Origin of the sequence: Fuscibacter oryzae, assembly GCF_016765795.1 — a bacterium.
Lineage (GTDB): Bacteria > Pseudomonadota > Alphaproteobacteria > Rhodobacterales > Rhodobacteraceae > Fuscibacter > Fuscibacter oryzae.
Genome location: NZ_JAESVP010000004.1, coordinates 405,557 through 429,039 on the forward strand (window position 1 = coordinate 405,557; position 23,483 = coordinate 429,039).

General features: G+C 62.9%; 21 protein-coding genes. 8 read left to right on the forward strand and 13 right to left on the reverse strand.

All coding sequences use genetic code 11. The features are described 5' to 3' along the window. Positions 1-30: 30 nt before the first annotated feature. Positions 31-2,628, reverse strand: a complete 2,598-nt coding sequence (locus JI744_RS10235) for a DUF4344 domain-containing metallopeptidase (protein ID WP_202660327.1) — start codon at positions 2,626-2,628, stop codon at positions 31-33. Between the two features lie 105 nt (positions 2,629-2,733). Beyond that, positions 2,734-3,894, reverse strand: a complete 1,161-nt coding sequence (locus tag JI744_RS10240) for a sensor histidine kinase (RefSeq protein WP_202660336.1) — start codon at positions 3,892-3,894, stop codon at positions 2,734-2,736. A gap of 141 nt (positions 3,895-4,035) precedes the next feature. Here JI744_RS10240 and JI744_RS10245 point away from each other — a divergent pair, with 141 nt between their 5' ends. Both JI744_RS10245 and JI744_RS10250 read left to right on the forward strand, forming a co-directional pair. Further along, on the forward strand, positions 4,036-4,620 hold the full coding sequence (locus tag JI744_RS10245) for a hypothetical protein (protein ID WP_202660338.1): 585 nt from the start codon (positions 4,036-4,038) through the stop codon (positions 4,618-4,620). After that, the gene (locus JI744_RS10250) at positions 4,617-5,264 is read left to right on the forward strand and encodes a hypothetical protein (protein WP_202660340.1); all 648 of its coding nucleotides are present in this window, start codon (positions 4,617-4,619) and stop codon (positions 5,262-5,264) included. Before JI744_RS10245 ends, JI744_RS10250 begins: the two co-directional genes overlap by 4 nt. A gap of 7 nt (positions 5,265-5,271) precedes the next feature. Here JI744_RS10250 and JI744_RS10255 read toward each other — a convergent pair whose 3' ends face one another. Further along, positions 5,272-5,997: a sirohydrochlorin chelatase gene (locus JI744_RS10255; protein WP_202660342.1), complete on the reverse strand. Its 726-nt coding sequence runs from the start codon at positions 5,995-5,997 to the stop codon at positions 5,272-5,274. Positions 5,998-6,055: 58 nt separating this feature from the next. Further along, positions 6,056-7,192, reverse strand: coding sequence for an aromatic ring-hydroxylating oxygenase subunit alpha (locus tag JI744_RS10260; RefSeq protein ID WP_202660353.1), 1,137 nt, complete (start codon positions 7,190-7,192; stop codon positions 6,056-6,058). Between the two features lie 157 nt (positions 7,193-7,349). On the opposite strand from JI744_RS10260, the gene JI744_RS10265 reads away from it, so the two are divergent. After that, positions 7,350-8,453, forward strand: coding sequence for a mandelate racemase/muconate lactonizing enzyme family protein (locus JI744_RS10265; protein ID WP_202660355.1), 1,104 nt, complete (start codon positions 7,350-7,352; stop codon positions 8,451-8,453). 24 nt (positions 8,454-8,477) lie between these two features. Here the strand turns inward: JI744_RS10265 and JI744_RS10270 are convergent, their stop codons facing one another. Then, positions 8,478-9,239 (reverse strand): SDR family NAD(P)-dependent oxidoreductase, encoded by a 762-nt coding sequence (locus tag JI744_RS10270; RefSeq protein WP_202660357.1) that lies wholly within the window; start codon positions 9,237-9,239, stop codon positions 8,478-8,480. A 9-nt stretch (positions 9,240-9,248) separates the two neighbouring features. Next, a complete protein-coding gene (locus tag JI744_RS10275) occupies positions 9,249-10,580 on the reverse strand; it encodes an amidase (protein WP_236019368.1) in 1,332 nt (443 codons plus the stop codon). Between the two features lie 118 nt (positions 10,581-10,698). Here JI744_RS10275 and JI744_RS10280 point away from each other — a divergent pair, with 118 nt between their 5' ends. Further along, positions 10,699-10,995 (forward strand): hypothetical protein, encoded by a 297-nt coding sequence (locus JI744_RS10280; RefSeq protein WP_202660359.1) that lies wholly within the window; start codon positions 10,699-10,701, stop codon positions 10,993-10,995. Here the strand turns inward: JI744_RS10280 and JI744_RS10285 are convergent. Next, positions 10,972-11,163 carry a hypothetical protein gene (locus tag JI744_RS10285; protein ID WP_202660361.1) on the reverse strand — a complete coding sequence of 64 codons (192 nt, stop codon included), beginning with the start codon at positions 11,161-11,163 and terminating at the stop codon, positions 10,972-10,974. The two genes, JI744_RS10280 and JI744_RS10285, sit on opposite strands and share 24 nt — an antisense overlap. 98 nt (positions 11,164-11,261) lie before the next feature. Between JI744_RS10285 and JI744_RS10290 the strand changes: the two genes are divergently transcribed. From JI744_RS10290 to JI744_RS10300, 3 genes are read left to right on the forward strand one after another with little or no spacing between them, the layout of a single operon-like run. Next, a complete protein-coding gene (locus JI744_RS10290) occupies positions 11,262-11,579 on the forward strand; it encodes an antibiotic biosynthesis monooxygenase family protein (protein ID WP_202660363.1) in 318 nt (105 codons plus the stop codon). 55 nt (positions 11,580-11,634) lie between these two features. After that, a complete protein-coding gene (locus JI744_RS10295) occupies positions 11,635-11,889 on the forward strand; it encodes a GlsB/YeaQ/YmgE family stress response membrane protein (protein ID WP_202660364.1) in 255 nt (84 codons plus the stop codon). 59 nt (positions 11,890-11,948) lie between these two features. Next, a complete protein-coding gene (locus tag JI744_RS10300) occupies positions 11,949-12,617 on the forward strand; it encodes an NYN domain-containing protein (RefSeq protein WP_202660365.1) in 669 nt (222 codons plus the stop codon). A 51-nt stretch (positions 12,618-12,668) separates the two neighbouring features. Here JI744_RS10300 and uvrB read toward each other — a convergent pair whose 3' ends face one another. Further along, entirely contained in the window at positions 12,669-14,849 is a 2,181-nt protein-coding gene (uvrB, locus tag JI744_RS10305) for an excinuclease ABC subunit UvrB (protein ID WP_202660366.1), read from the reverse strand. A 354-nt stretch (positions 14,850-15,203) separates the two neighbouring features. Here uvrB and JI744_RS10310 point away from each other — a divergent pair, with 354 nt between their 5' ends. Further along, complete coding sequence (locus JI744_RS10310; protein WP_202660367.1) at positions 15,204-15,515, forward strand: ETC complex I subunit; 312 nt, start codon at positions 15,204-15,206, stop codon at positions 15,513-15,515. Here JI744_RS10310 and JI744_RS10315 read toward each other — a convergent pair. The 5 genes from JI744_RS10315 to JI744_RS10335 all read right to left on the reverse strand — a co-directional run bounded on the left by JI744_RS10315 (position 15,512) and on the right by JI744_RS10335 (position 23,474). After that, positions 15,512-16,885, reverse strand: a complete 1,374-nt coding sequence (locus JI744_RS10315; protein WP_202660368.1) for an aspartate ammonia-lyase — start codon at positions 16,883-16,885, stop codon at positions 15,512-15,514. The genes JI744_RS10310 and JI744_RS10315 overlap by 4 nt on opposite strands. A 92-nt stretch (positions 16,886-16,977) precedes the next feature. Beyond that, complete coding sequence (locus JI744_RS10320; RefSeq protein ID WP_202660369.1) at positions 16,978-17,865, reverse strand: LysR family transcriptional regulator; 888 nt, start codon at positions 17,863-17,865, stop codon at positions 16,978-16,980. Between the two features lie 41 nt (positions 17,866-17,906). Then, complete coding sequence (locus JI744_RS10325) at positions 17,907-21,023, reverse strand: DNA translocase FtsK (protein ID WP_202660376.1); 3,117 nt, start codon at positions 21,021-21,023, stop codon at positions 17,907-17,909. 12 nt (positions 21,024-21,035) lie between these two features. Beyond that, positions 21,036-22,211 carry an aminotransferase class I/II-fold pyridoxal phosphate-dependent enzyme gene (locus JI744_RS10330; RefSeq protein WP_202660380.1) on the reverse strand — a complete coding sequence of 392 codons (1,176 nt, stop codon included), beginning with the start codon at positions 22,209-22,211 and terminating at the stop codon, positions 21,036-21,038. A 204-nt stretch (positions 22,212-22,415) separates the two neighbouring features. Then, the gene (locus JI744_RS10335) at positions 22,416-23,474 is read right to left on the reverse strand and encodes a dipeptidase (RefSeq protein WP_202660381.1); all 1,059 of its coding nucleotides are present in this window, start codon (positions 23,472-23,474) and stop codon (positions 22,416-22,418) included. Positions 23,475-23,483: the final 9 nt, after the last annotated feature.

Here is a 23,483-nt window from a genome sequence, read left to right on the forward strand (position 1 = left end):
GCACCCATCCAGCCTTGCCGATCCCCGGCCTTATTGGGCCGGGGCCAGCGGCAGGCCATTGGCCACCCAAGCCTCTATCCCACCGCGATACCAATAAACGTGCCAGCCCAACTGCCCGACCCTGAGCGCGCCGTTATAGCTGGACCTGTCCTGCATGCCCGCGCCAAAGAACACGATCGGCACCTGCCCGTTGCCGCCGGTCTGCTCTTGCAGCCAGCTTGACAGCACCTGTTGAAAGCTGTCGGTCACACTGCCGTCGCGCCCGGCATCGGGCACCGCAAGCGCCTGCGGCAGCGTATTGCTTGCGCCGCTGGTATCGATCAGCAGCACCCGCCCGCCTTGGTTCAGCAGTTGCGCCAGACCCTCGGTTGTCACCACCTCGGCCTTGGTGTGGCTGCTTGGCGTGGGGCCTCGGTAGGGGGCGGGGAACAAAAGGCTGGTCGGCGGAACGCCCAGATCCTGTAGCTCGTTGCTGAGCGGCTTGGCCGGGGCAGGGGCCGCCCCGCCGCCCGTGCCCCCCCCCGAAGAGGCCGGCACCGTACCACCCGCCGCTGGCCCATCCTCGATGTCAGAGATCATCACCGCCAGATCCTGCAACAGATCATAGCACATGGTGATGCTGGCCTCGTCATTGCTGTACCAGGCGTTCAACTGGTCACAGTCGCGGTAGATCACCTTCATCGGGCGCGGCAGGGCATAGGTCTTGGCCAGCTCTTCGGCAAAGCCGCGCAGCGCATCGGAAAAGCGTTCTGTGATGAACTGGCCGACAGGAAAGCGCGACGGTTCAAACACCACGTCTATCGGCTGGCCGGGGGCATCGGCGGGCAACATGCCTTCCGGGCTCCATTGGCCCACGCGGGTATGGGGGGCCAGTATGGTGCGCCAGGCGCGGTTCTGTTTGGTGAATTCATCGCCACAGCGGCCCAGCGTGCGGTCATCAAAGCCGACCTCTTGCGCCATGCCCTGAAACAGCGCCGGATTGCCGCCGTAAAGCACGCAGAACACGTTGCGGAACCGTTTCAGGTCGGCGGTATGCTCATCCATCCATGGCGTGACAGAGCCGCTTTGTTCACCCAGTTTGCCGCTGTAATACCATTGCAGCGCGGCATAGGTCGCCACGCCCGCGCCGATCTGGTCAATTTCCTTTTCACCCGATGGGTACATCGTGGGTTCCACCACGCGCAGGGCGGCAAAGATGTCTACCGCATCCTCCTCTGGCCCGGTCGAGGGCAATTGCAGCTCTCCGATCAGGGCATGGCCGAATTCGTGCATGAAGATGCCATTGGTCAGGCCAAGGTAAACCGACACCAGCCGCACCGTATCATTGCCAAACATCGGCAAGGGCAGGCTGGCCGAACCCTGACCGCCGCCGCCAACCTGCCCCGCAGGCCCCCCAGTGCTGCCACCGCCCTGCGACTGGGCCGGGCCGATGGCAAAGGCCCCCACATGAAACAGCCCGCGCTCCCACGCCAGAATGCCGACATCGGCCCCTTGTGAGGGGTCATTCGCGACCTGGGCGATGACCTGACCGTTCAGCGCGAATTCCGCCAGCCCCGGCACTTCGTACAGCGTCAGCGTGTCACTGCCGTCACCATGCGCGGCCCCCGGCAGACGCCCCATTTCATGCGAAGCACCATCGGGGCCAAAGCACAGCACCAGCCCGTCACGCGCACCGGTGATTTCGCCCACGCAAGACGCGTTGGCCTTCGGATTGTCGATCACCAACCCGACCGCCGATTTCGGCATATCCTCAATGCGCCAGCCCTCGGCCGGAAGAATACCAACCGCCAGCTTGGTCAGTCGCCCCTCGGCGCCGGGCGGGCCTGCGGGCATTGTGACCATCATGCTGCCCCCGGCTTTGGCGGCGTTTTCATAGACCAGCCAGTCATTCTTCAGATAGACCTGCCAGCCTTCTGGCGCGGTCGCCGCCTGAATCGCATCGGCCAAAGGCCCCATCACCTGCGCCAGCGTCGGCGCGCTGCCGCCGCCCTGACCTGCCTCTGGCTGGGGGGCGGGTGCGCTTTCAACATTGGCAATTGAAAATCCCGACAGGCCAAAGGTGCCGCGATCATAGGCCATGATGCCAATCTCATCGCCCAAGGCGGGTGAGCCCTCGACATCGCCGACCTGCTGGCCGTTCAGATAGAACCGCGCGGCACCGGGCACGTCCACCATCTCGATCGTATCGCTGCCGTCCATCCGGGCTGCATTGGGCAGGTTGGCGATGGTGCGGGTCTTGCCGCCCTCGACGCAGAACAGGTTGGCCGCCGCTTGTGCCGTGATCTCCATCAGGCATAGCGCGCCGGCCTGACCGCTGCGCACCATCAACCCGACCGAGGCCGACGCTTCCTTTGATGCGACAGACACCTGCACCAGCGTTCGCCGCCCGCCTTCTGGCGGCGGCCCTGCGGGAATTGTCAGCGTCTGTTCCGCCTCATCCTGCGCGGTGTTGCGCATCATGAACCAGGTGCCGTCCACCCCGCTTTCCCACCCTTGTAGCATCTGGCTGCGCGCAGCATCCTCCAGCGGCCCCAAGGGCGAGGTTTGTGCCCCGGCGGGCTGTGGGGGTGCCGCAGCAAGGGCTAACAGGATCAGGGGGAACAGGGCGGCAAAGGAAAATGGGCGCATGAAAACCGATCCGCTTGGGCTTAGATCGGGACCGTTGGTCCCTGACCCTCACCTAAGCCCCCCCGCCCGCACTCCGTCAGGGCGCATGGTGTACTGGTGCGTCTTTCATCCTGCCAAAAAGGGCAGATCCAGCGCCGCCCGATAGCGCAAAGGTGAAACCCCGCGCCCGTCAGACACCGGGCCGCCCGTCAGATCAGCTTCCAGTACACCGACATCCAGTACACCGGCCTCCAGCACACCAGCCCCCTGATACCGGGCGCGCAGCCGGTCGGCGACGTTGCGAAGCCCCAGCCCGGTGCCAACCGTAACCGCGCGGCCCGCAGCGGCACTGTCGCCCTGCGGCATGTCATTTTCAACCGTCAACCGCAGGCGATCCGCTTCGCGGCGGGCGGTCAGCGAAATCTCGACCCGCCCGGTCGCACGCCCGACGCCGTGCTTGACGGCATTCTCGATCAGGGGTTGCAGGATCAGGCTGGGCACCCTTGCGCCCCGCAATTCGTCCGGCAGGTCGATGCGCAGGGCCATGCGGTCGGAAAATCGCTCCCGCTCGATGGCAAGATAATCGCCTTGCAGAGCCACCTCATCGGACAGGGGCACATCGCTCATCGGGTCCAGCGCCAGCGTTGTGCGCAGGAAGGTGGAAAGTGACATCACCATGCGTCCGGCGCGATCATCTGCCCCCTCTTCGATCAGCCCGGCGATGGAGTTCAGCGTATTGAACAGGAAATGCGGGTTCACCTGATAGCGCAGCGCGCGCATCTGCGCCGACAGCGCCTCTTCGCGCAGGGCCGCCAGCCGACGCTCGCGCTCTCGCAGGTCAAAGCTGTAAAGCAGGGTGATGAACAGGCACGACCAGCCAAAAAACAGCCCGCCGCCGTAAACCATGTCATAGCCGAAATCCAACCAGTTCCAGATCGCGGGCAGCGGGGCGATCCAGAACGAATAGACCCCGAACCCCACCAGCGCCCAGACCGGCGCTGCTGCCAGCGACATGATGAAGCACAACATCACCAGCCAGCCCAGCGGCACCTCGCCCCGCCTGCCCAGCCAGCGGTGCTGATGGTAAAGCGCCGCCGCCATGCCCAACGTCAGGGGGGCGCAGATCGTGTAATGGATCAGCTTGCCTGCGGCGGATTCCAGCGGGTTGGTGCCGACAATCCCCCATAACACGCTGGAAAAGACGAAGACGCCCGCCCAATAGATCAGCCCCATCGTCAGCGCGGCCCTGCGCAGGCCGGTCTCGACCCTTTTGGCCTCTGGCTCCATCGTGCTTTCTCCGCGTTCCCCGCGCCCATGCTACGCGCGTTGACGACGCAGGAAAGGGGCCAAGGCGCGTACCAGTACGCCGGGGAACTTAACATTTGCTGATCTGCTGCCTAGTCTGGCCCAAAACCCGGATATTTCCCCATGCTGTTGCGATTTTCCCTTGCGCCCGTTTTCAACCTTGCCTGCGCCTTGGTGTGCCAACTGGGCCTGACCGGACCGGCACCGGCCGAAAGCCTGTCTGAATCGGATCAGATCCTGATGGGCATGATGGAGGGCGCCTGCCAGAACCGCGACTATCGCGCGTTTTTCGAGGTCATTGCCCGGTCCGAGGTGATCCGCCGCAAATACACCGCCGCCAAGGTCGAACTGTCCGAGGTTCACCCCGGCGACAAGGCCATGGTCCGGCAGGTTCCGGGTGACGAATACGCGGATTTTCCCGTCACGCTGCGCGACTATACCTATGTTCCCGCGCCGGCAGTGGCCGGAAATGATCCCGATATGGGTCTGATGCTGGAGTTCAATCAGGCCAGCGACGAGCGGGTCGCGGTTGAATGGACCCGCGTCCACTATGTCCAGCCTGCGGGTGAGGGGGATGAGTTGGGCACACCCATGCACCTTGACGGCACACCCTGGGTTTCGGGCGACATGTCTGACGGCACCCTGCTGATCTATCCCACCGACACCTGTTTTGAGCTGGTGTCCGACACCCGGTATGCAAGCAAATGAAACATCTTGTCCTTGGTTTCATGCTGATCCTTGCGACCCCGCTGGCCGCCCGCGCCTGTAATGGTTGTGGCCCCATTGATCCGCTCTTGCTGGCCCTTGTGGCGGGCATTTCGGGCGATGATTTCCCTAAGGCGGTGCCCGAGGTAACCTGGACCGGCCCTTCCTATCCCACTGATTCCGAGGCGGATGGCAGCGTCACATGGTATCAGATCGGCGCGCTGGTTCTGGCCGGGTTCGGCCAGGTGGTCTTGCCGCAAGGTGTGGGTGCCGATCAGGCAACGCGAGAGGGGAACGAGGGAGAGGCGGGCGTTACTGTGCAGATTCACAGTGCCCGTGGCGTGCAATATGTCGCGCTGCGCAAGTTCTATCCCGATGCCGATTATCTGGACGTGCTGACCCGGCAGACCGATGCCCACGTCACGCCTCTTGCCGCGAACTGCACACAAGACCCCTATGGCTCTGCTCCCGACCGCGAGGAAACCGCCTTTTACCGCTTGCAGATGCCGCAGTCCGACATCCCGGTTTTCGCCACAGCCGCACGGGCCGAGGATGCGGGCCAGATGGGCCCCGGCTATACCACCTATACCTTCTTTCTGACCGACCCGGCACCGACCATTGCCCGGATGGGCTGCACCGCGAACTGAGCGCTGATCAGCTTTCGTCGCGGGCCCAGCGGCAGGCGGAGGCGCAGATCGGGCGCCCGGCGGTGATGGCGCTGGCGATCAGGGCAGGCACCCTGCCATCCTGGCCCAAGGGAGGCAGGATGCGACCGCGAAACCAGGCCAGCTCCAGTTGGGCGGGAATATCTTCGGTGACATGCCCGCCGCCTGTAGCAAAAAATGGCAGGCACACCGCATTGGGGCCGAGGCCCGTCGCTTCGGACAGGCGTGGCGGCTGATCGATGAAAACCGCCTCGGAATGCAGACCCAGCCGCATCGAGATCAGCCCCGCCACATGGCGCGCGATCTCGGCGGGGGCGGTGCTGCGACCCGAACCATGGGCAGCCAGCAGCACCTCCTCTGCGCCCGATTCCTTGGCAATGGTCAGGGCAAGCTGGTGGATCGCAGGGTCACAACCCATCGGCTCCAGCACCTGCCAGTCTGCGCCGCCCGCCTCGGCCAGTTTTCTGGGCAGGTGGATGCGGGTGAACCAGCCGCCCGCCATGAACAGCGGATAGACCAGACCCGGTCGGCCTGCCATCTTGTTTGCCGCCGCAATGGCCGCGGGCAAAGCCTCCGGCTCGGCCAATGTGGCTGCCCCGAGATGACGGCCCGGTAGCAAGGCTGCGACGCGGGCCGCAAGACTTCCAACCTCTGCCGCCAAAGGCTGCGGATCAGAGGGCTGGCCATGGGCCACGATCAGGACAGGCTGTTCCACAAGTAACCCCGGCAGTTTCATCGGGTATAGGCGCTTTGTCCGCCCGACCCAAGCCGGTTCAGTCGGGAATCATCCCGGCGATATAGCGCGCAAAGTCGAAATTAGGCCGCTCCAGATGGCTGAGGGGGCCGGGCGACGACATACCGGAACACAGCCCGCGATAGACCTTTTCAACGCAACCCTTGTCTTCGATGTTCACCTCATCCAGCAGCACCTTCAACTGGGCGAAACTTTCCTGCGCCTGCGGGTCTGCCACGAATTCGGGCGCAAGCCCGCCGCCGAACAGCACGTTCACATGGCCGGGGCCATCGGGTGTCAGGCACAGATACCAGAAATATCCCGGTGTCAGCGTGATCATCAGCGACGGATAGATCGAGATCAGCCAGGTTGTGCGCCGCTCATCCCCCTCAAGCCGGGTGTTGGTGGGATGGGCCAAGGCCAGCGCCAGCGAGTCATTCTTGAGGATATAGTGATAGTTGAAGGCAGGCAGCCCTTCGGGGCAAGTCATCTTCATCAGGTCCACCGTGCCGCCGATGGTGCCCGCGTGACAGACCGGCAGATGATAGCTTTCCATAAAATTCTCGGCCAGCACCTTCCAGTTGGTGGTCCAGCGAAATTCTTCGCGGAAGGCTTCGGTATAGTTTTCCATATGCAGCTTGCCGACCAGCGCCTCGACCTCGGCCAGCTTTTCGCGCGGGTCAGGGGCATCGGGGTTCAGCGTGACCATGATCCAGCCCAGCCATTCCTGACACCGAACCTTTGGCAGCGCGATCTGGTCGCGGCAGAAGTTTTCGTTCAGCGCCATGGCGGGTGCGCCGCGCAGGGTGCCATCCAGATTATAGGTCCAGGCGTGATAGGGGCAGACGATCGACCGGGTGTTGCCGCGCCCTTCCAGCAGGGTGGACATGCGGTGGCGGCAAACGTTCGACATGGCGCGCAACTGCCCGTCGCGGTCGCGCAGCACGATGATCGGTTCGCCCGAGATCTGCATCGTCAGATAGTCGCCGGGGTTTGGCAGGGCATCGGCACGGCCAGCGCACAGCCAGTCTTTGGCAAAGATGTGCTGCATTTCCTGCGCCGCAAATTCGGGGCTGGTATAGACCGATTTCGGCATGGCCAGCGCCCGTTCAAACGGCACGCCAACATTCTGGCGCAGCTCTTCAAGGGGCGTCAGGGTTGTGTCGTGGCGGGTCATGACGAAGGCTCCTGCTGCGGGGGATTGGGGCATGAAAACATTCAAGGCCCGGCTTGTCATCCCACATTCACGTCGTGGGCGGGATAGTGGGGCGTGAAAATAGCAGAGCAACGCTTAGGGCAAGGCTAACCTTGGCGCGCACAGGGCGGAGACCGAAATGAAGATCGTCAAGCTGGAAACCTTTACCAACCAATATGTCGGCTTTGTACGCGCCACCGCCGAGGATGGGTCGCAAGGCTGGGGGCAGGTTTCAACCTATCACGCCGACATTACCTGCGAGGTGTTTCACCGCCAGGTCGCACCCTATGCCTTGGGCACGAATGCGTTGGACTTTGCCGATACGATCCAGCGGATTTACGAAAAGGAACACAAGTTTCCCGGCAGCTATCTGCGCCGCGCCCAGACCGGCCTTGATACCGCGCTGTGGGATCTGCGCGGCAAGGTCGAGGGCAAGCCCGTGGCCAGCCTGATCGGCGGCAGCCCGGGCAAGGTGCGGGCCTATGCCAGTTCAATGAAGCGCGACATCACGCCCGAGGATGAGGCGGCGCGGTTCCTGAAACTGCGCGACAAGCATGGCTTTACCGCCTTCAAATGGCGCGTGGGGGCCGAATGCGGTCGGGACCAAGATGAATGGCCGGGCCGGACGGAGGCCGTGGTGCCCGTGGTGTCCAAGGCGCTGGGCGACGGGGTGGACAAGCTGGTTGACGGTAATTCCTGCTATTCGCCCAAGAGGGCGATAGAGGTGGGCAAGCTGTTGGAAGACAACGGCATTGGTCATTTCGAAGAACCCTGCCCCTATTGGAACTATGACCAGACCGCCGAAGTGCGCGCCGCCCTGAACATCGATGTGGCGGGGGGCGAGCAGGACAATGAACTGTCAAGCTGGCAGTTGATGATTGAACACAAGTCCGTCGATATCCTGCAACCCGATGTGATGTATCTGGGCGGCATCCACCGCACACTGGAGGTGTGCCGGATGGGCGCTGCGGCGGGCCTGCCGATCACGCCCCATGCCGCGAACCTTGGGCTGGTCACGATGTGCACCATGCACCTGCTGCGGGCGATTCCCAACCCCGGCAAGTATCTGGAGTTTTCCATCGAGGGCTTGGATTATTACCCGTGGCAGGACGGGCTGTTTCTGGGCAACCCCTATGACATCGTTGATGGCCACGCGACCGTCACCGACGCACCGGGCTGGGGGGTGGAGATCAACCCGGAATGGCTGATGAAATCGGCCTATAAGGTATCGGAAATTGGCTAAGGCAGGTGCGTGACATCACGCATCCTACGTCTCGTAGGGCCAAGTCGCTTGGGAAAACACCCCGCCATCGACCCAGATCGTCTGGCCGGTGACAAAACCGGCCGCGTCCGAAATCAGGAACAGCAGCGGCCCGGTCAGGTCGGCGGGCGTGCCAACGCGGCGCAGGGGGGTAACCTTGGCCCATGTGGCCGAATAATCCCCCGCTTCGGCCGCCGTGCGCTCGGTGGCGATGGCGCCCGGCGCGATGCAGTTGACGCGGATGTGGTTTGGCCCCAGCTCCACCGCAGCCACCTTGGTAAACTGCTCGATCCCGCCTTTTGAGGCGGTGTAGTCAACCAGCCGGGGAAAGGCCAATTTGTTGCAGCCCGACCCCAGATTGATGATCGACCCCGGAACCCCCGCCTCGATCATCGCCTTTGCGGCGGCCTTGGTGTTCAGAAAAGTGCCACGCAGGTTGGTGGCCATCACCCTGTCCCAATTTTCTACCGACAGATCGACCAGCCGCGACCAGGTTTGTATGCCCGCGTTGTTCACCATCACCTGCGGCGCAATACCGGCCCAATCGGCGGCAAGGGCGTGGAACCGGGTAACCGAAGGCTCATCTCCTGCGTCGCTTTCCACCGCCAAAGCCTGCCGCCCCAAGGCCTGAACGCTGGCCACCAGTGCGGCGGCGGCCTCTGCCTGCCCCAGATGGGTGAAGGCCACATCATGCCCTGCCCCGGCAAGGGCGGTGACAAGGCTGCGGCCAATCGCCGACGGGCCTGCGGTGACAAGGGCAAGTGCCATGGTTCGCCCCTAGGCCAGCGCGCGTTCGGCGGCGATGCCAAGCCGCAACAGCCGCTCTTCGCCCATCGCCGCCCCCATCAGCGAGATGCCGCAAGAGGGTTGCGACGTTGGCAGCGTAAGCCCGCAAGTGCCCATCAGGTTCCCGATCCGCGTGTTGCGCAGCGCCAGCAGGTTTTCCGAGACATAATAGGCGTCATCAGTCATCAGCCGCTGCGCATCGGGGGGCAGAATGGGCGAGGTAGGCACCAGAACCGCATCATAGCCCGCGACCTTTTCGGCCCAGATCCGGCGCAGCACATGCAGACGCCGCCAGCCCGCAACGTAGTCTTTGGCCGCAATCTGCGCGCCCGAGCGGAAGCGGTCGAGAATGCGAGAAAACATCTTTTGCGGTGCAGCCTCTACCGTCGCTTCCCAGATGCCATAGGCCTCGGCGGTAAACAGGATGGCGGCAAGGCGCATCGCCTCTGCCACCTCGGGAATGGCAGCATGGGTGATATGTGCCCCGGCGCGGGATAGGCGGGCCAGTGCATCGTCAAACCCCTTGGCCGGGCGGTCGCGCAGATCGTCCAACGCCACAGTCTCCAGCACCAGAAGACGGGTACCCGACAGGCTGCACCCCCCCAGATCGGCAGGCGCGCGGCCCTCCAGCGCCGCCATTATCAGGGCGCAATCCTCGACCGAATGGGCAAGGGGGCCAACGGTGTCGAACAGTTCGCACAAGGGGACCACACCTTGCAGCGACAGTCGGCCATGTGTGGTTTTAAGCCCCACAAGGTCGTTCCACGCCGCCGGTATCCGCACCGATCCGCCGGTATCTGACCCGACAGCCGCAGGCGCCATGCCCCAGGCAACCGAGGCCGCCGCCCCCGAGGACGATCCGCCTGAAACCGCACGTTCATCATTGATACAGGGCGGCGTGGCGGTGATGGGGTTCAGGCCAAGGCCGGAAAACGCCAGCTCTGACATATGGGTCTTGCCAAGGCAGATGGTGCCCCCTCTGGTTGCAACCTCCAGCACCTCGGCGTCGCGGGCGGGGATGCGGCCTTTCAGCAAGGCGGACCCGGCCTCTGTTGCGGTGCCTGCGGTGTCAAACAGGTCTTTCCACGACAGCGGCACGCCATCCAGCACCCCCCGACGCTGGCCCGCCTTGGCGCGAGAGGCAGCCCCCATCGCCTCGCCTCTGGCGCGCGCGGGGGTAAGGCGGGCAAAGATGCGCGGTGCCAGCGCATGGCCAGCGATCTTGTCCAGAAAGAATTCGGTCAGTTCAACCGGGTTGATCCGGCCTTTGCCAATCTCGCGGCCCAGGTCTGCCGCCGTCATGTTGGACCAGGTAATCGCCATGCCGTCCCCGCGTTTTGCCTGCCGAAACATGACACTGGCCTTGGGGGATTTGGCAAGGCGGTTCGGGCTTGCGGGAAAATTTACCCTTCCTTAACCATGTCCGGGCAGGATGGATCTGATGATCCGCCTTGTTCCCCTGCTATTTTTAGCCGCCTGCGCAGCCTCTCCCGCGCCAGAGTTTTTTGGGGCGCAAAAGGTTGAGGTCACGCGAAAGGGCCGGGCCTATTCGGTCTGGTTCACCGATAAACGGGTCGAGGTGGTGCGCCACGGCTACGCCCGGAATGGCGAGCATGAGAGGCTTCGTTCCGCGATGATCGCGTTGATCCCGGAAGTTACGGGCTGCAAGCTGAACGAGCGGTCGCTGACCGGGGATTCCGGCGAAATGCGCGGCTCAATCCGATGTGCGAAAAAATAGCTCATAGGCGGCATAGGCACCGGCCGCGATGAACAGCACGCCCCAGAAGGGATCGCCTATCCACAAGAACTCGACGCAACCCCACGCCAAGGGCAGCCCTGTAGTGACCCACCGCAGCCAGGGGTTATGATGAAAAATCGGATCATTTCGGTCAAGAAGTTTGCGCATGGCCCATGCTAGCTGGCGCAGGCCGTCTGCGCCAGCCCTGCAATTTTGGTGAAATTCAAAAGCTTCTGTGGCAGACTCGGTTTACCGGAGGAGCCAACATGCCGAAAATCGTCGCTGATTTCAAAGGCCAGACCATCATCACTACGTTTGAGATGACACCGGCCACAGCCCATGAGCTGATGGAGAAACTGCAAGCCGCCTATGATCAGTTCATTCGCGTTCAGCCGGGATTTCTGGCGGCCGGGCTGCATATGAACGACGCGATGACGCGGATCTGCAACTATTCGCAGTGGCAGCGCCGAGAGGATTACCAGGCTATGCTGCGCACGCCCGAGATGCGGGCGCGTAACAAGGAAATCGCCGCGCTGTGCAAAGGATTCGAGCCGGTGATGTACGAAGTGGTCGCCAGTTTCTGACGGCCACCAAACCGGGGTGGGCATGACCCGCCCCATAACCTGAGGAGAAGGCGAGATGGGTATCGAGAGTATCATCATTCTTCTGGTCATCGGGGCCGTGGCCGGATGGCTGGCCGGGCAGATCGTATCGGGCTTCGGCTTTGGCCTGATCGGCAACATCGTCGTGGGGATCGTGGGGGCCTTCATTGCCACGCTGATCCTGCCACGCATCGGGCTGGGTTTTGGCGGGGGTATCCTTGCCTCGATCATCCACGCCACGATTGGCGCGGTCATCCTGCTGGTGCTGCTGAAAGTCATCAAGCGGGCCTAGGAAATTGGCGAGGGCCGGCCATCTTGCCGGCCCTTTGCCTTACGTGCCAGAGTTGCTGAATGAAGGTCCTGTGGTTCATTGCCGTCTGGTCTGCGGCGCTGCTGGTTGCCGCATTGTCGGTGCCCGCGCTTTCAGATTATGTAATGTTGGCAGGGCCTTGTCTGGTGGCCAGCGTGTATCTGATGCTGCGGGGCCTGTTTCTGGCGCCCGATGCGCCCAAACCTGACATAACCAAATCCGGCAGGCCCAAAGCCGAAACGGCACCAGAGCCGAGAACCGGCATGGCCCGCATTCTGCCACGGCGGGTGCCGAAAAAGCTGCCGCGCTGGGTGGTGGTCGATGGGTCGAACGTCATGCACTGGGACGAGGGCAAGCCGTCACTGGAAACGCTGCGTCTGGTATTGGAAGAACTGTCAGCGCGCGGCTTCAGCCCCGGTGTGATCTTTGATGCCAATGCAGGCTGGAAACTCCATGACCGCTATGTCGATGACCGCAGTTTTGCGCGCCAGCTGAAGCTGCCCGAGGACACGGTTCTGGTCGTGCCCAAAGGCGTGCCCGCCGATCAGTACATTCTGGAATCGGCGCGCGACCTGAAGGCGCGGGTGGTGACCAACGACAGGTTCCGTGATTGGGCCGAACACTTCCCCGAGGTGCATGACCCAGATTTCCTGATCCGGGGCGGGGTCAGGGTGGGGCATGTCTGGCTGGATGAAACGGCGCGGGTGTAAGAACCGGTGTAGCGGTGGTCATCATGGCAGGGAACGTGACCGTGCCACGCCCTAGCGCCCCCGCCGCTTGTTGCCGCCCCTTTGGCCCGCCCGTCCGGCAGTGGACCGGCCGCTTCGCTTGGTGGCCTCTTCCACAGCCTCTTCGATCACCGATTGCCGCGCCAGCGGGTCATCATGGACCGTCAGTTCCACGGTTTCCAGCCGCTTGACCTCATCGCGCAAGCGGGCGGCCTCTTCAAATTCCAGGTTCTCGGCGGCCTTGCGCATGGCAAGGCGCAGGGCATCCAGATGGGCGGCAAGGTTCTGGCCGATATTGGCCTTTTCAACCTTGGCAGTGACGCGGCTTTGGTCGGTGTCGCCCTGCCACAAGCCGGACAGCACATCTTCGACGTTCTTTTTCACCGTCTGCGGTGTGATGCCGTGTTCAAGGTTATAGGCCACCTGCTTTTCGCGGCGCCGGTCGGTCTCGGCCATCGCGCGTTCCATGCTGCCGGTGATGCGGTCGGCGTACATGATCACCCGGCCCTCGGCATTCCGCGCCGCGCGGCCAATGGTCTGCACCAGAGAGGTTTCGCTGCGCAGGAAACCTTCCTTGTCGGCATCCAGAATGGCGACCAGTCCACATTCGGGAATATCCAGTCCCTCGCGCAGCAGGTTGATGCCGACCAGCACGTCAAACGCGCCTAGCCGCAGGTCGCGCAGAATCTCGATCCGCTCAATCGTGTCGATGTCGCTGTGCATATAGCGCACACGGATGCCCTGTTCGTGCATGTATTCGGTCAGGTCTTCGGCCATGCGCTTGGTCAGCGTGGTCACCAGTGTACGCATTCCGGCCAGCGAGACCTTGCGCACCTCGTCCAGCAGGTCATCAACCTGCATGTCCACCGGGCGAATTTCGACCTGCGGGTCGATCAGGCCGGTGGGGCGGATGACCTGTTCGGTGAACACGCCGCCGGTTTGTTCCAGCTCCCACGCGGCTGGCGTGGCGCTGACAAAAACCGACTGGGGCCGCATCGCGTCCCACTCCTCGAACTTCAGGGGGCGGTTGTCCATGCAGCTTGGCAGGCGGAACCCGTGTTCGGCCAGCGTGAATTTCCGCCGGTAGTCGCCCTTGTACATGCCGCCGATCTGGGGCACCGAGACGTGGGATTCGTCTGCAAAAACAATGGCATTGTCGGGGATGAATTCAAACAGCGTGGGTGGCGGTTCGCCCGGCGCGCGGCCCGTCAGATAGCGCGAATAGTTTTCAATCCCGGCGCAGACGCCCGTAGCCTCCAGCATTTCCAGATCAAAGTTGCAGCGTTGCTCCAGCCGCTGCGCCTCCAGCAGTTTACCGTTGTCCTGCATCTGTTTCAGGGTCTGGAACAGCTCTGCCTTGATGCCCTTGATCGCCTGCTGCATCGTCGGGCGCGGGGTCACATAGTGGCTGTTGGCATAGATGCGGATCTGCTTGAAATTGTCTGTCTTGGCCCCGGTCAGCGGGTCAAACTCCAGGATCGCCTCCAACTCCTCGCCAAAGAACGAGAACCGCCAGGCGCGGTCTTCAAGGTGGGCAGGCCAAACCTCGATGCTGTCGCCACGCACACGGAAGGCGCCGCGTTGAAAGGCGGCATCCTGACGGCGGTATTGCTGGGCCACCAATTCGGCGATGAACTTGCGCTGATCGTAAAGTTGGCCAACGGTCATGTCTTGCGTCATGGCCGAATAGGTTTCGACCGACCCGATGCCATAGATGCAAGAAACCGAGGCGACGATGATCACATCATCGCGTTCCAGAAGGGCGCGGGTGGCAGAGTGGCGCATCCGGTCGATCTGTTCGTTGATCTGGGATTCCTTCTCGATATAGGTATCCGTGCGCGCGACATAGGCCTCTGGCTGATAATAATCGTAGTAGGAAACGAAGTATTCCACGGCGTTGTCCGGGAAGAAGCCTTTGAATTCCCCGTATAATTGTGCGGCCAGCGTTTTGTTCGGGGCAAGGATGATGGCGGGGCGCTGGGTCTCCTCGATCACCTTGGCCATGGTAAAGGTTTTGCCGGTGCCGGTGGCCCCCAGCAGCACCTGATCGCGGTCGCCAGCCAGCACACCCGCAGACAGTTCGGCAATGGCCGTGGGCTGGTCGCCCGCCGCCTGAAACGGGGTCTGCATCACAAACCGCTTGCCGCCCTCCAGCTTGGGGCGGGTCAGCACATCTGGGCGGAACATCGGCAGGTTGGTGTTGTTATGGGGCATGGTGATTCCCTTCGCCCGCCAATCTATTCCGTTTTTGTTCCCGTTAAAGGGTGCCCATTGATCAAAGGTGCCTGTCGCGCAAAGCCGATGTTAACAATGATTTCCGAATGGTTAATATCGACTTCTCAATTTTAGCGAAAATTCGCCTACATCTTTCATCTTTGGGTTGCATTAAGGGTTTTGTTGCGCCAATCTGATCTTGCAAGCAGCACACTAAAGCTGTCGGTTGGTCGCAGCACACACCCCACCCACACTCCCGCGACCAACCGGCAGCACCTTTCCAGAAAAGGAAAGCAAGGCTTGCCAAGCGCCCCGGATTTCGGAATATGCGGACAGAATGTGACGGAGACATCCATGCGCGCCCGTATCTATCAGCCTGCCCGCAATGCCATGCAATCGGGCACCGGAAAAACGAAGAACTGGGTTCTGGAATATGGCCAGTCTTCCGCGCGCAAGGTTGATCCGCTGATGGGCTGGACCGGATCGGACGATACGCAAGCGCAGGTGCGCCTGCGGTTCGACACCAAGGAAGAGGCGGTGGCCTATGCCGCCGCCAAGGGGATCGAGGCTGACGTGACCGAGCCGCAGGCCCGCAAGCCCAACATCCGCGCCCGCGGCTATGGCGAAAACTTCGCCACAGACCGCAAAGGCGCCTGGACCCACTAACGCAGCATCGCGTCGATGGTTTCCGCTGTAGCATAGCCCAGCTTGATGGCGGTTTCTGCAACCGCTGCATTATCTGCCAGCGCGGTCTTCGCCACCTTGGCCGCCTTTTCATAGCCGATGTGCGGCACCAGCATGGTGGCCAGCACAAGGCTGTTTTCCAATGCACCCTCGCATTGGGCCACGTTCGCCTCGATCCCTTTCACGCAACGCTCGGCCAGCGTGTCCATCGCCTGCATCAGGATACGCATGGATTGCAGTACGTTCAGCACGATCACCGGTTCAAAGGCGTTCAACTGCAACTGCCCGCCTTCGGCCGCCATGGTCACGGTCAGGTCATTGCCGATCACCTGAAAGGCGACCTGATTCACCACCTCTGGGATGACAGGGTTGATCTTGCCCGGCATGATCGACGATCCGGCCTGCACCGCAGGCAGGCGGATTTCATTGAAACCCGACCTTGGGCCAGAGGACAAAAGCCGCAGGTCGTTGCAGATCTTCGACAGTTTCACCGCGATCCGCTTCAAGACACCAGAGAAAGTGACATAGGCGCCCGTGTCGGACGAAGCCTCGATCAAATCACTCGCCAGTTTCGCATGCAGGCCAGAGACCTGCGCCAGCTCGGCCACGGCAATCTCGGCGTATCCGGCGGGGGTGTTGACGCGGGTGCCAATCGCCGTGCCGCCCAGGTTCACTTCCAACAGCAGGTTCGACAGGCGGCCGATGATCTCTACATCCTCGGCGATCGTGGTGGCATAGCCCGCAAACTCCTGCCCCAGCGTCATCGGCACGGCGTCCTGCAACTGGGTGCGGCCGATCTTGCGGATATGGGCAAAGGCATCGGCCCGCTCTTTCAGCCGCTCAATCAGGCGGCGCTGGGCGGCGCTGAAGGCATCACATTGTGACACCATCGCAAGGCGCAGCGCAGTGGGGTAGACGTCATTGGTGGATTGCGACCGGTTCACATCGTCATTCGGGTGCAGATGGGCATAATCGCCGGGCTTGTAACCCATTTTCAGCAAGCCAAGATTAGCAATCACCTCATTGGCGTTCATGTTGGTCGAGGTGCCCGCCCCGCCCTGAATCATGTCCACCCGAAAGGCATCGTGCCAGCGACCGGCGATGATTTCATCGCAGACTTCTTCAATAACGCGGGCCTTTTCAGCCGTAAGTACACCCAAGGACAGGTTCGCGCGGGCACAGGCCTTTTTCACCCAGGCCAGCGAGCGGATGAATTCCGGGAACATCGACAGCGACAGGCCAGAGATCGGAAAGTTCTCAATCGCGCGCTGGGTGTGGATGCCCCACAGGCAGGTGCGGGGCAGATCCATCGCGCCAAGGCTGTCGGTTTCGTGGCGCATGTCGTGCATCATGGTCTTGGTTCCTGTTCGGACTGTGTGTGACCGAGGAATGCGCCCGTTGGCGGAACGGGTCCAATGCAAAAACTGCATGGGTCATGCGGGTGTTAGCGCTGACCTTGCAAAAGCGCCGACCAGATCTTTTGCATCAGCGGGCTGGCGATGCGGCGGGGGCGAAAGGCGCAGATGTCCAGCGGCAGCTCCCATTCCGGGCCGCCGACCGGGGTGATCTGGTCGCGCGCGGCATCCACCGCACTTTCAGGCAGCCAGCCAACGCCGTAACCCGCCACGATCACCTCTTTCAGCACATCGGTCATGTCGCACTGCACCGCCACGCGATAGGCGGGGGGCGTTTCGGCGCGGGCAAGGATATGTTCGACCAGTTGCGCGAAATAAGCGCGCTGAGCATAGGCGATCAGCGGGAAGGGGGCTTTGCCGCTGCCCGGAAAGGCGAAGTCGCCCGCAGTGGTGCTGGCATAGGGTAAAAAGCGGTCCTGCCGCAGCACCAGCTTTTCCTGCGCGGCAAGGCTTTCATGCACCGGCAGCACCGGGCAATCATGCGCCAGCAGGATGTCGGCATCACCCGCCAGATAGCGCGCCGTCACTTCGGAGGTGGTGCCGACGATGACCGAGAACGAGGTGTTCCGCCCCATGCCGATCACCCCCAACAGGCGGCGAAAGTCGCTGCGGGCAAGGACGGTGGGCATGGCAAGGCGGACCTGGCTCATCACCTCGAACTGGTTGCCGCGAATTGTGGCGCGCGCCTCTAGCAGCCGTTCGACCGAAACCTGCGCCCCTTCGCGGAACTGCTCGCCCGCTTCGGTCAGCCGCACGGGTTGCGAGCCTTTGACCACAAGCGCCGTGCCGACCCAATGCTCCAAGGACTGAATGCGGCGGGAAAAGGCGGCTTGCGACAGGTTCTGAAACTCTGCCGCGCGGGTGAAGTTCCGCAACTCGGCCAAAGCCAGAAAATCCTGTAGCCAGCGAACGTCCATTTGGCCTCCGGTTTGCCGCCCCCGGTGGGGACGGCAGGGGGTTACGCTTCGGGGATCAGAATCTCGCGCTTGCCCACATGGTTTGCCGGGGTGACGACGCTGTTTTCTTCCATCTGTTCGACCAGACGCGCGGCCTTGTTATAGCCGATGCCCAGTTTGCGCTGGATGTAACTGGTCGAGCATTTGCGATCCTTGGCGACAATCGCCACCGCCTGATCGTAAAGCGCATCCTCGCCACCCTCGCCGCCGCCAAGGCCCAGAACCGCGTCGATGTCGGAAGCCGAGTCCTCATCCGGACCTTCCACCACACCCGACATATAGCTGGGCGGGCCGAAGCTCTTCAGGTGGTTGACGATTTCCTCAACCTCTTCGTCCGACACGAACGGCCCGTGGATACGGCTGATCCGACCACCACCGGCCATGTACAGCATGTCGCCCATGCCCAGCAGTTGCTCGGCCCCCTGTTCGCCAAGGATGGTGCGGCTGTCGATCTTTGACGTCACCTGAAAGGAAATCCGGGTGGGGAAGTTGGCCTTGATCGTGCCGGTGATCACGTCAACCGATGGGCGTTGGGTGGCCATGATCAGGTGAATACCCGATGCGCGGGCCATCTGGGCAAGACGCTGGATGCAGGCCTCGATCTCCTTGCCCGCAACCATCATCAGGTCGGCCATTTCGTCAACGATCACAACGATATAGGGCAGGGCGACCGGCGCGAATTCATCGGTTTCGAACACGGGTTCGCCGGTATCTTCGTCAAACCCGGTCTGGATGGTGCGCTTGAACATCTCGCCCTTGGACAGGGCTTCGCGCACGCGGCCGTTGTAACCTTCGATGTTCCGCACGCCCATCTTGGACATCTTGCGATAGCGCTCTTCCATCTCGCCCACGACCCATTTCAGGGCGACGACCGCCTTTTTCGGGTCGGTGACGACGGGCGAGAGCAGATGCGGGATGCCGTCATAGACAGAAAGTTCCAGCATCTTGGGGTCGATCATGATCAACCGGCATTCCTCTGGCGTCAGCTTGTAAAGCAGCGACAGGATCATGGTGTTGATCGCCACCGACTTGCCCGAGCCGGTGGTGCCCGCGATCAGCAGGTGGGGCATCTTGGCAAGGTTGGCCACGATCGGGTCGCCGCCGATGTCCTTGCCCAGGGCCAGCGGCAGGCGCAGGTTGCTGTCGCCAAAGTCGCGGGCCGACAGGATCTCGCGCAGCACGACCTTTTCGCGGTGGACGTTCGGCAGTTCGATCCCGATGACCGAACGCCCTGGAACGGTCGAGACACGGGCCGACAGGGCCGACATCGACCGCGCGATATCATCGGCAAGGCCGATCACGCGGGATGCTTTCAGGCCGGGCGCGGGTTCCAGCTCATACATCGTGACAACGGGGCCGGGGCGGACGGAAACGATCTCGCCCTTGACGCCGTAATCATCCAGCACGTTTTCCAGCATGCGGGCGTTTTCTTCCAACGCTTCATCCGACAGGGAATGGCGCTGGATGCTGGCGGGGCTGGCCAGCAGCGACAGGGGCGGCAGTTCATAGGTCTGGCTGACCTGATCTTCAAACCGCAGGCGGGGCTGCGCCTCGGCCATCGCCTGACGCGAGGGGGCCGCTACCTTTTTGGCCGGGTGCTGCACCATCGCGCGTTTCGGTTCGGTGGTGCCAGTGCGCGCGCTGATCGGCGTCGGGTCGTAATCGGGCTCCAGATCGGCACCCGCACTCCAGTCATCCATCGGCTGCCAGTCTTCGGCACCCTCGTCTTCCTCGACATGGGTGAACACATTGGCGGGGCCCGATGCGGGGCGGGGCGGGGTGACCGGCGGCACGGCGCGCGACAGGCTTTGCAGGGCGGCGTTGGCCGCAGCCATTGCGGCGGCGGTCGCAGCCTCGGTTGCCGGGGTCAGGGGCGCGCGCGCTAGAACCGGCGGCTCGGCCCGCAGGCCGGGGGCAGGCAGGTGTGCCGAGGCCGTGGCTGGCAGCGGGCGACGCGTGTCGGCGATCAGCGGCACGGGGCCGCGTGGGCGCGACAGGCTCGGCTCATGGCGCTGCACGGCGGCGGAAATCGGGTTCAGGTCAGCCGCTGGGGTGCGGGTGCGGGCACGCACCACATCGGTGATGCGGGCGCGGATACGGTCGTCATCGGGGGCGTAATCATCAAAATCGTCGCCGGTGTGCAGCATCGGCTCCACCAGTTCCGGCTCAGGCTCGACCACGCGGCGCATCAGGGCGGGCATACGCGCCAGGAGGCCCGCTTTTTCGCGCGGCGGAGCGTATTGCGGTGCCTCTGCCAAGGGTTCGGCATAGCGTTGGTCGGCCCGCAAGGTGGCGGGGCGGCCCCAGCCGGCAGAATCCGTAACCACATCCCCGCCCAGAACCGGCGGAGACCGGCGCACCACACTGCCACGCGCGGTGGCAGGTTCGGCACGGCTGGGTTCATAGCGCGCGGTTTGCGCGGCAAGCTGTGCCGCCCGGCGGTCCTGCAAGGCAACGGCGGCGCGGCCCGCCCCCTTGCCCGCAGCCCCCAGTGCCATGGAATAGGCATAGATCAGGCTGTGCATCAAAAAGGCGAACAGTGCCCGGATCTCAACCAGATCAAAGCCCATCACATAAAGCATCAGCACAACCAGCGTCAGCCCCGACCCGGCCGAGGCGATCTTCAGGCCGATGCCCGCGCCCCCCGGCACAACGCCCAGAATGGCCCCCAGAACCGTATCGCCGAACAGCCCGCCCAAGCCAAAGGAATGTGTCCATTCCACGCCCGGCACCAGCGTTGCGGCATAGACCGACCCCATGGCAACTGCGATCACCGCAAAGACCATGCGGCTGACAACCCGGTCAGCGCCCCGGTGCATCACGAACCGCAGGCCCCAAGCGAACAGCACGAACGGAATGCCCCAGGCCCCCTTGCCACCGATGATGACAAGGGTCGAAGACAGCGCCGCGCCGAACTTGCCCAACCCATTGGAAACCGGCTTGTCCGAGGCGACCATCCAGCCCGGATCGTCGGGCGAATAGCTCCAAAGCATGATGAAGAACGCAAGACCCGCCAGCAACAGGCCAAGGCCCAGCAGTTCCCGGCCCCGCTTTTCCAGCATGGCTTGGGTGTTCTGATCAAGAAGCGGATCGCGCTGCCGAACCTGATAAGATGCCATTCTGCCTGTCCCTCAATAGAGGCAGTCGCGGAGCGTGATCAGCCCGCGCTGCATTTCTTGCTTTGGGGCCACCAAGGCGACCCTGATATACCCCTTGCCGGGGTTTTCACCGTTCACGTCGCGCGAAAGATAGGCGCCGGGCAACACCCGAACGCCCGTTTCGCGCCACAGCCGCAGCGCGGCCGCCTCACCATCCTCGACCGGCAGCCACAGGAAAAACCCGCCTTCGGGCAGGTCAAACCCTTGCAGGCCGGAAAAGACCTGCGCCGCGATGGCGAATTTCTCGTGGTAGAGCGCAAGGCTGGCCTGCACATGCGCCTCATCTGCCCAGGCCGCCTCGCTGACCCGCTGGATCGGCAGGGGCAGGGGGGCACCGGCAAAACTGCGCAACTTGCGGATTTGCGCAATGCCCAGCGGGCCACCGGCGACAAAGCCAGAGCGCAGGCCGGGCAGGTTCGACCGTTTCGACAGCGAATGAAAGCTGAACACCCGTTCGGGGTTGGCGCCGGTTTCCGCAGCCACTTGCAGGATGCCGGGCGGCGGGGCTGTGCGCCAGATCTCGGAATAGCATTCATCGGCAAAGAGGATGAAATCGTGCTTTTCGGCCAAAGCCAGCAGGTTCGCCCAATACTCCCGGCTTGCCACAGCACCCTGCGGGTTCGCGGGCGAGCAGATATAGGCCGCCGTTACCCGGTTCAGCACATCGGGTGGCAGGCTGGCATAATCGGGCAGAAAGCCATTGGCGGCGATTGCGGGCACATAGACCGGATCGGCCCCCACGGTCAGCGCGGCGACGGCGTAAACCTGATAAAACGGGTTCGGCATCAGCACGACGGGGCGCTGGCCGTTCTTGGTTTCGGGCGACAGGGCGACAAGGGCGTTGAACAGCCCCTCTCGCGTGCCGTTCAGCGCCATCAGGCGGTTTTCGGTGACATTCACGCCATAGCGCCGCGCGATCCAACCGGAAATCGCGGTCAACAATTCCGGCGTGCCGTCATTCGGCGGGTAGACGCCGAAGCCCGAAAGGTTGGCAGCCAGGATCGGCCCGACGAAATCCGGCATCGGATGCGTCGGCTCGCCAATGGTCATGGCAACAGGCTCGCCCCCCGGTTTGTGGGAATCGAGCAGCTTCCGCAGGCGCGGAAACGCATAATCGGGCAGGTTCAAAAACCGCTCTGGAAACGCCATGGTGCCTCAGGTTTCGGGGTCGTAGCGCCCCGTTTTATGGAACCATAGCAAATGTCGTGCGGGCCGGTCCAGCGAAACCCAAGGGGTTGGTGGGGTTGCAAAAACGCTTGTGGCTTTTGGGTCAGGGGAAGGGAGGGGGCGCTGCCCCCTCGGGCCGATGGCCCTCACCCCCGGAGTATTTGCAGAAGGGCAAATCGCATGGGGTTATGCCCCCCAGGTTGCCCCAAGCAGGCGGAACCAGTTTTCGTGGCAGATTTTATGCAAAAGGGCGTCGCCATAGCCGTGGTCGCGCATCGCCTGCACAAGGTTTTGCTGGCCCGCGACATCGGTGATGCCTTGTGGGATGGTCGCGCCGTCATAGTCGGAGCCGAGGCCAAGGTGGTCCTCTCCCAGCTTTTCCAGCAGATGGTCGAGGTGGACCAGAACGTCGGTCCAATCCATATCTGCCGATTGTTTGCCATCGCGGCGCAGGAACGAGGTGGCATAGTTCAGGCCGACCATGCCACCCGACTCGCGGATCGCGGCCAGTTGCTTGTCGGTCAGGTTGCGCGAGGATGGCGTGACAGCATGGGCGTTGGAATGGGTGGCAACCAAGGGGGCGTCGGAATGTTTGGCGACATCCCAGAAGCCCTTTTCGGTGATGTGGCTGAGGTCGATCATGATTTTCAGCTTGTTGCAGGCCTTGACCAGCGCCTTGCCCGTGTCGGTCAGTCCGTCGCCGGTGTCGGGCGAGGACGGGAAGGCAAAGGGCACGCCGTGGCCAAAGACGGTCGGGCGCGACCAGACCGGGCCGATGCTGCGCAGGCCCATGTCGTAATAAAGGTAAAGCGCGTCGAGGTCAGGGCCGATCGCCTCGGCGCCCTCCATGTGCATGATGCCGGAGATGACGCCCTTGGTGAGGCAATCGCGCAGCTCTGCCACCGTGGTGCAGACCTTGAAGGCGCCGTCCGAGGCGCGCTCCATCCAGCGCAGATGCCCGGCCATCGACAGGGCGACGGGTTGGGCCGCGTGATGGTCGATCAGGTCGGGCAGGGGCAGGCGGAAGGGCGGGTTTTCCATCGCGGCCATGTAATCGGTGCCGTAATCCTTGTGCGGCGAGGGGATGTAGATGGCGAAAAAGCCGCCCGCAAAGCCACCCGCCTTCATGCGTGGCAGGTCAAGGTGGCCCTTGTCTTCGCCGGTCAGCCAGATTTCCGCGCGCTTTTCGGGGGCGTTGTGCAGGCGAAGAAGGAGGTCATTGTGACCATCGAATACGGGGATCATGGTGGTCCT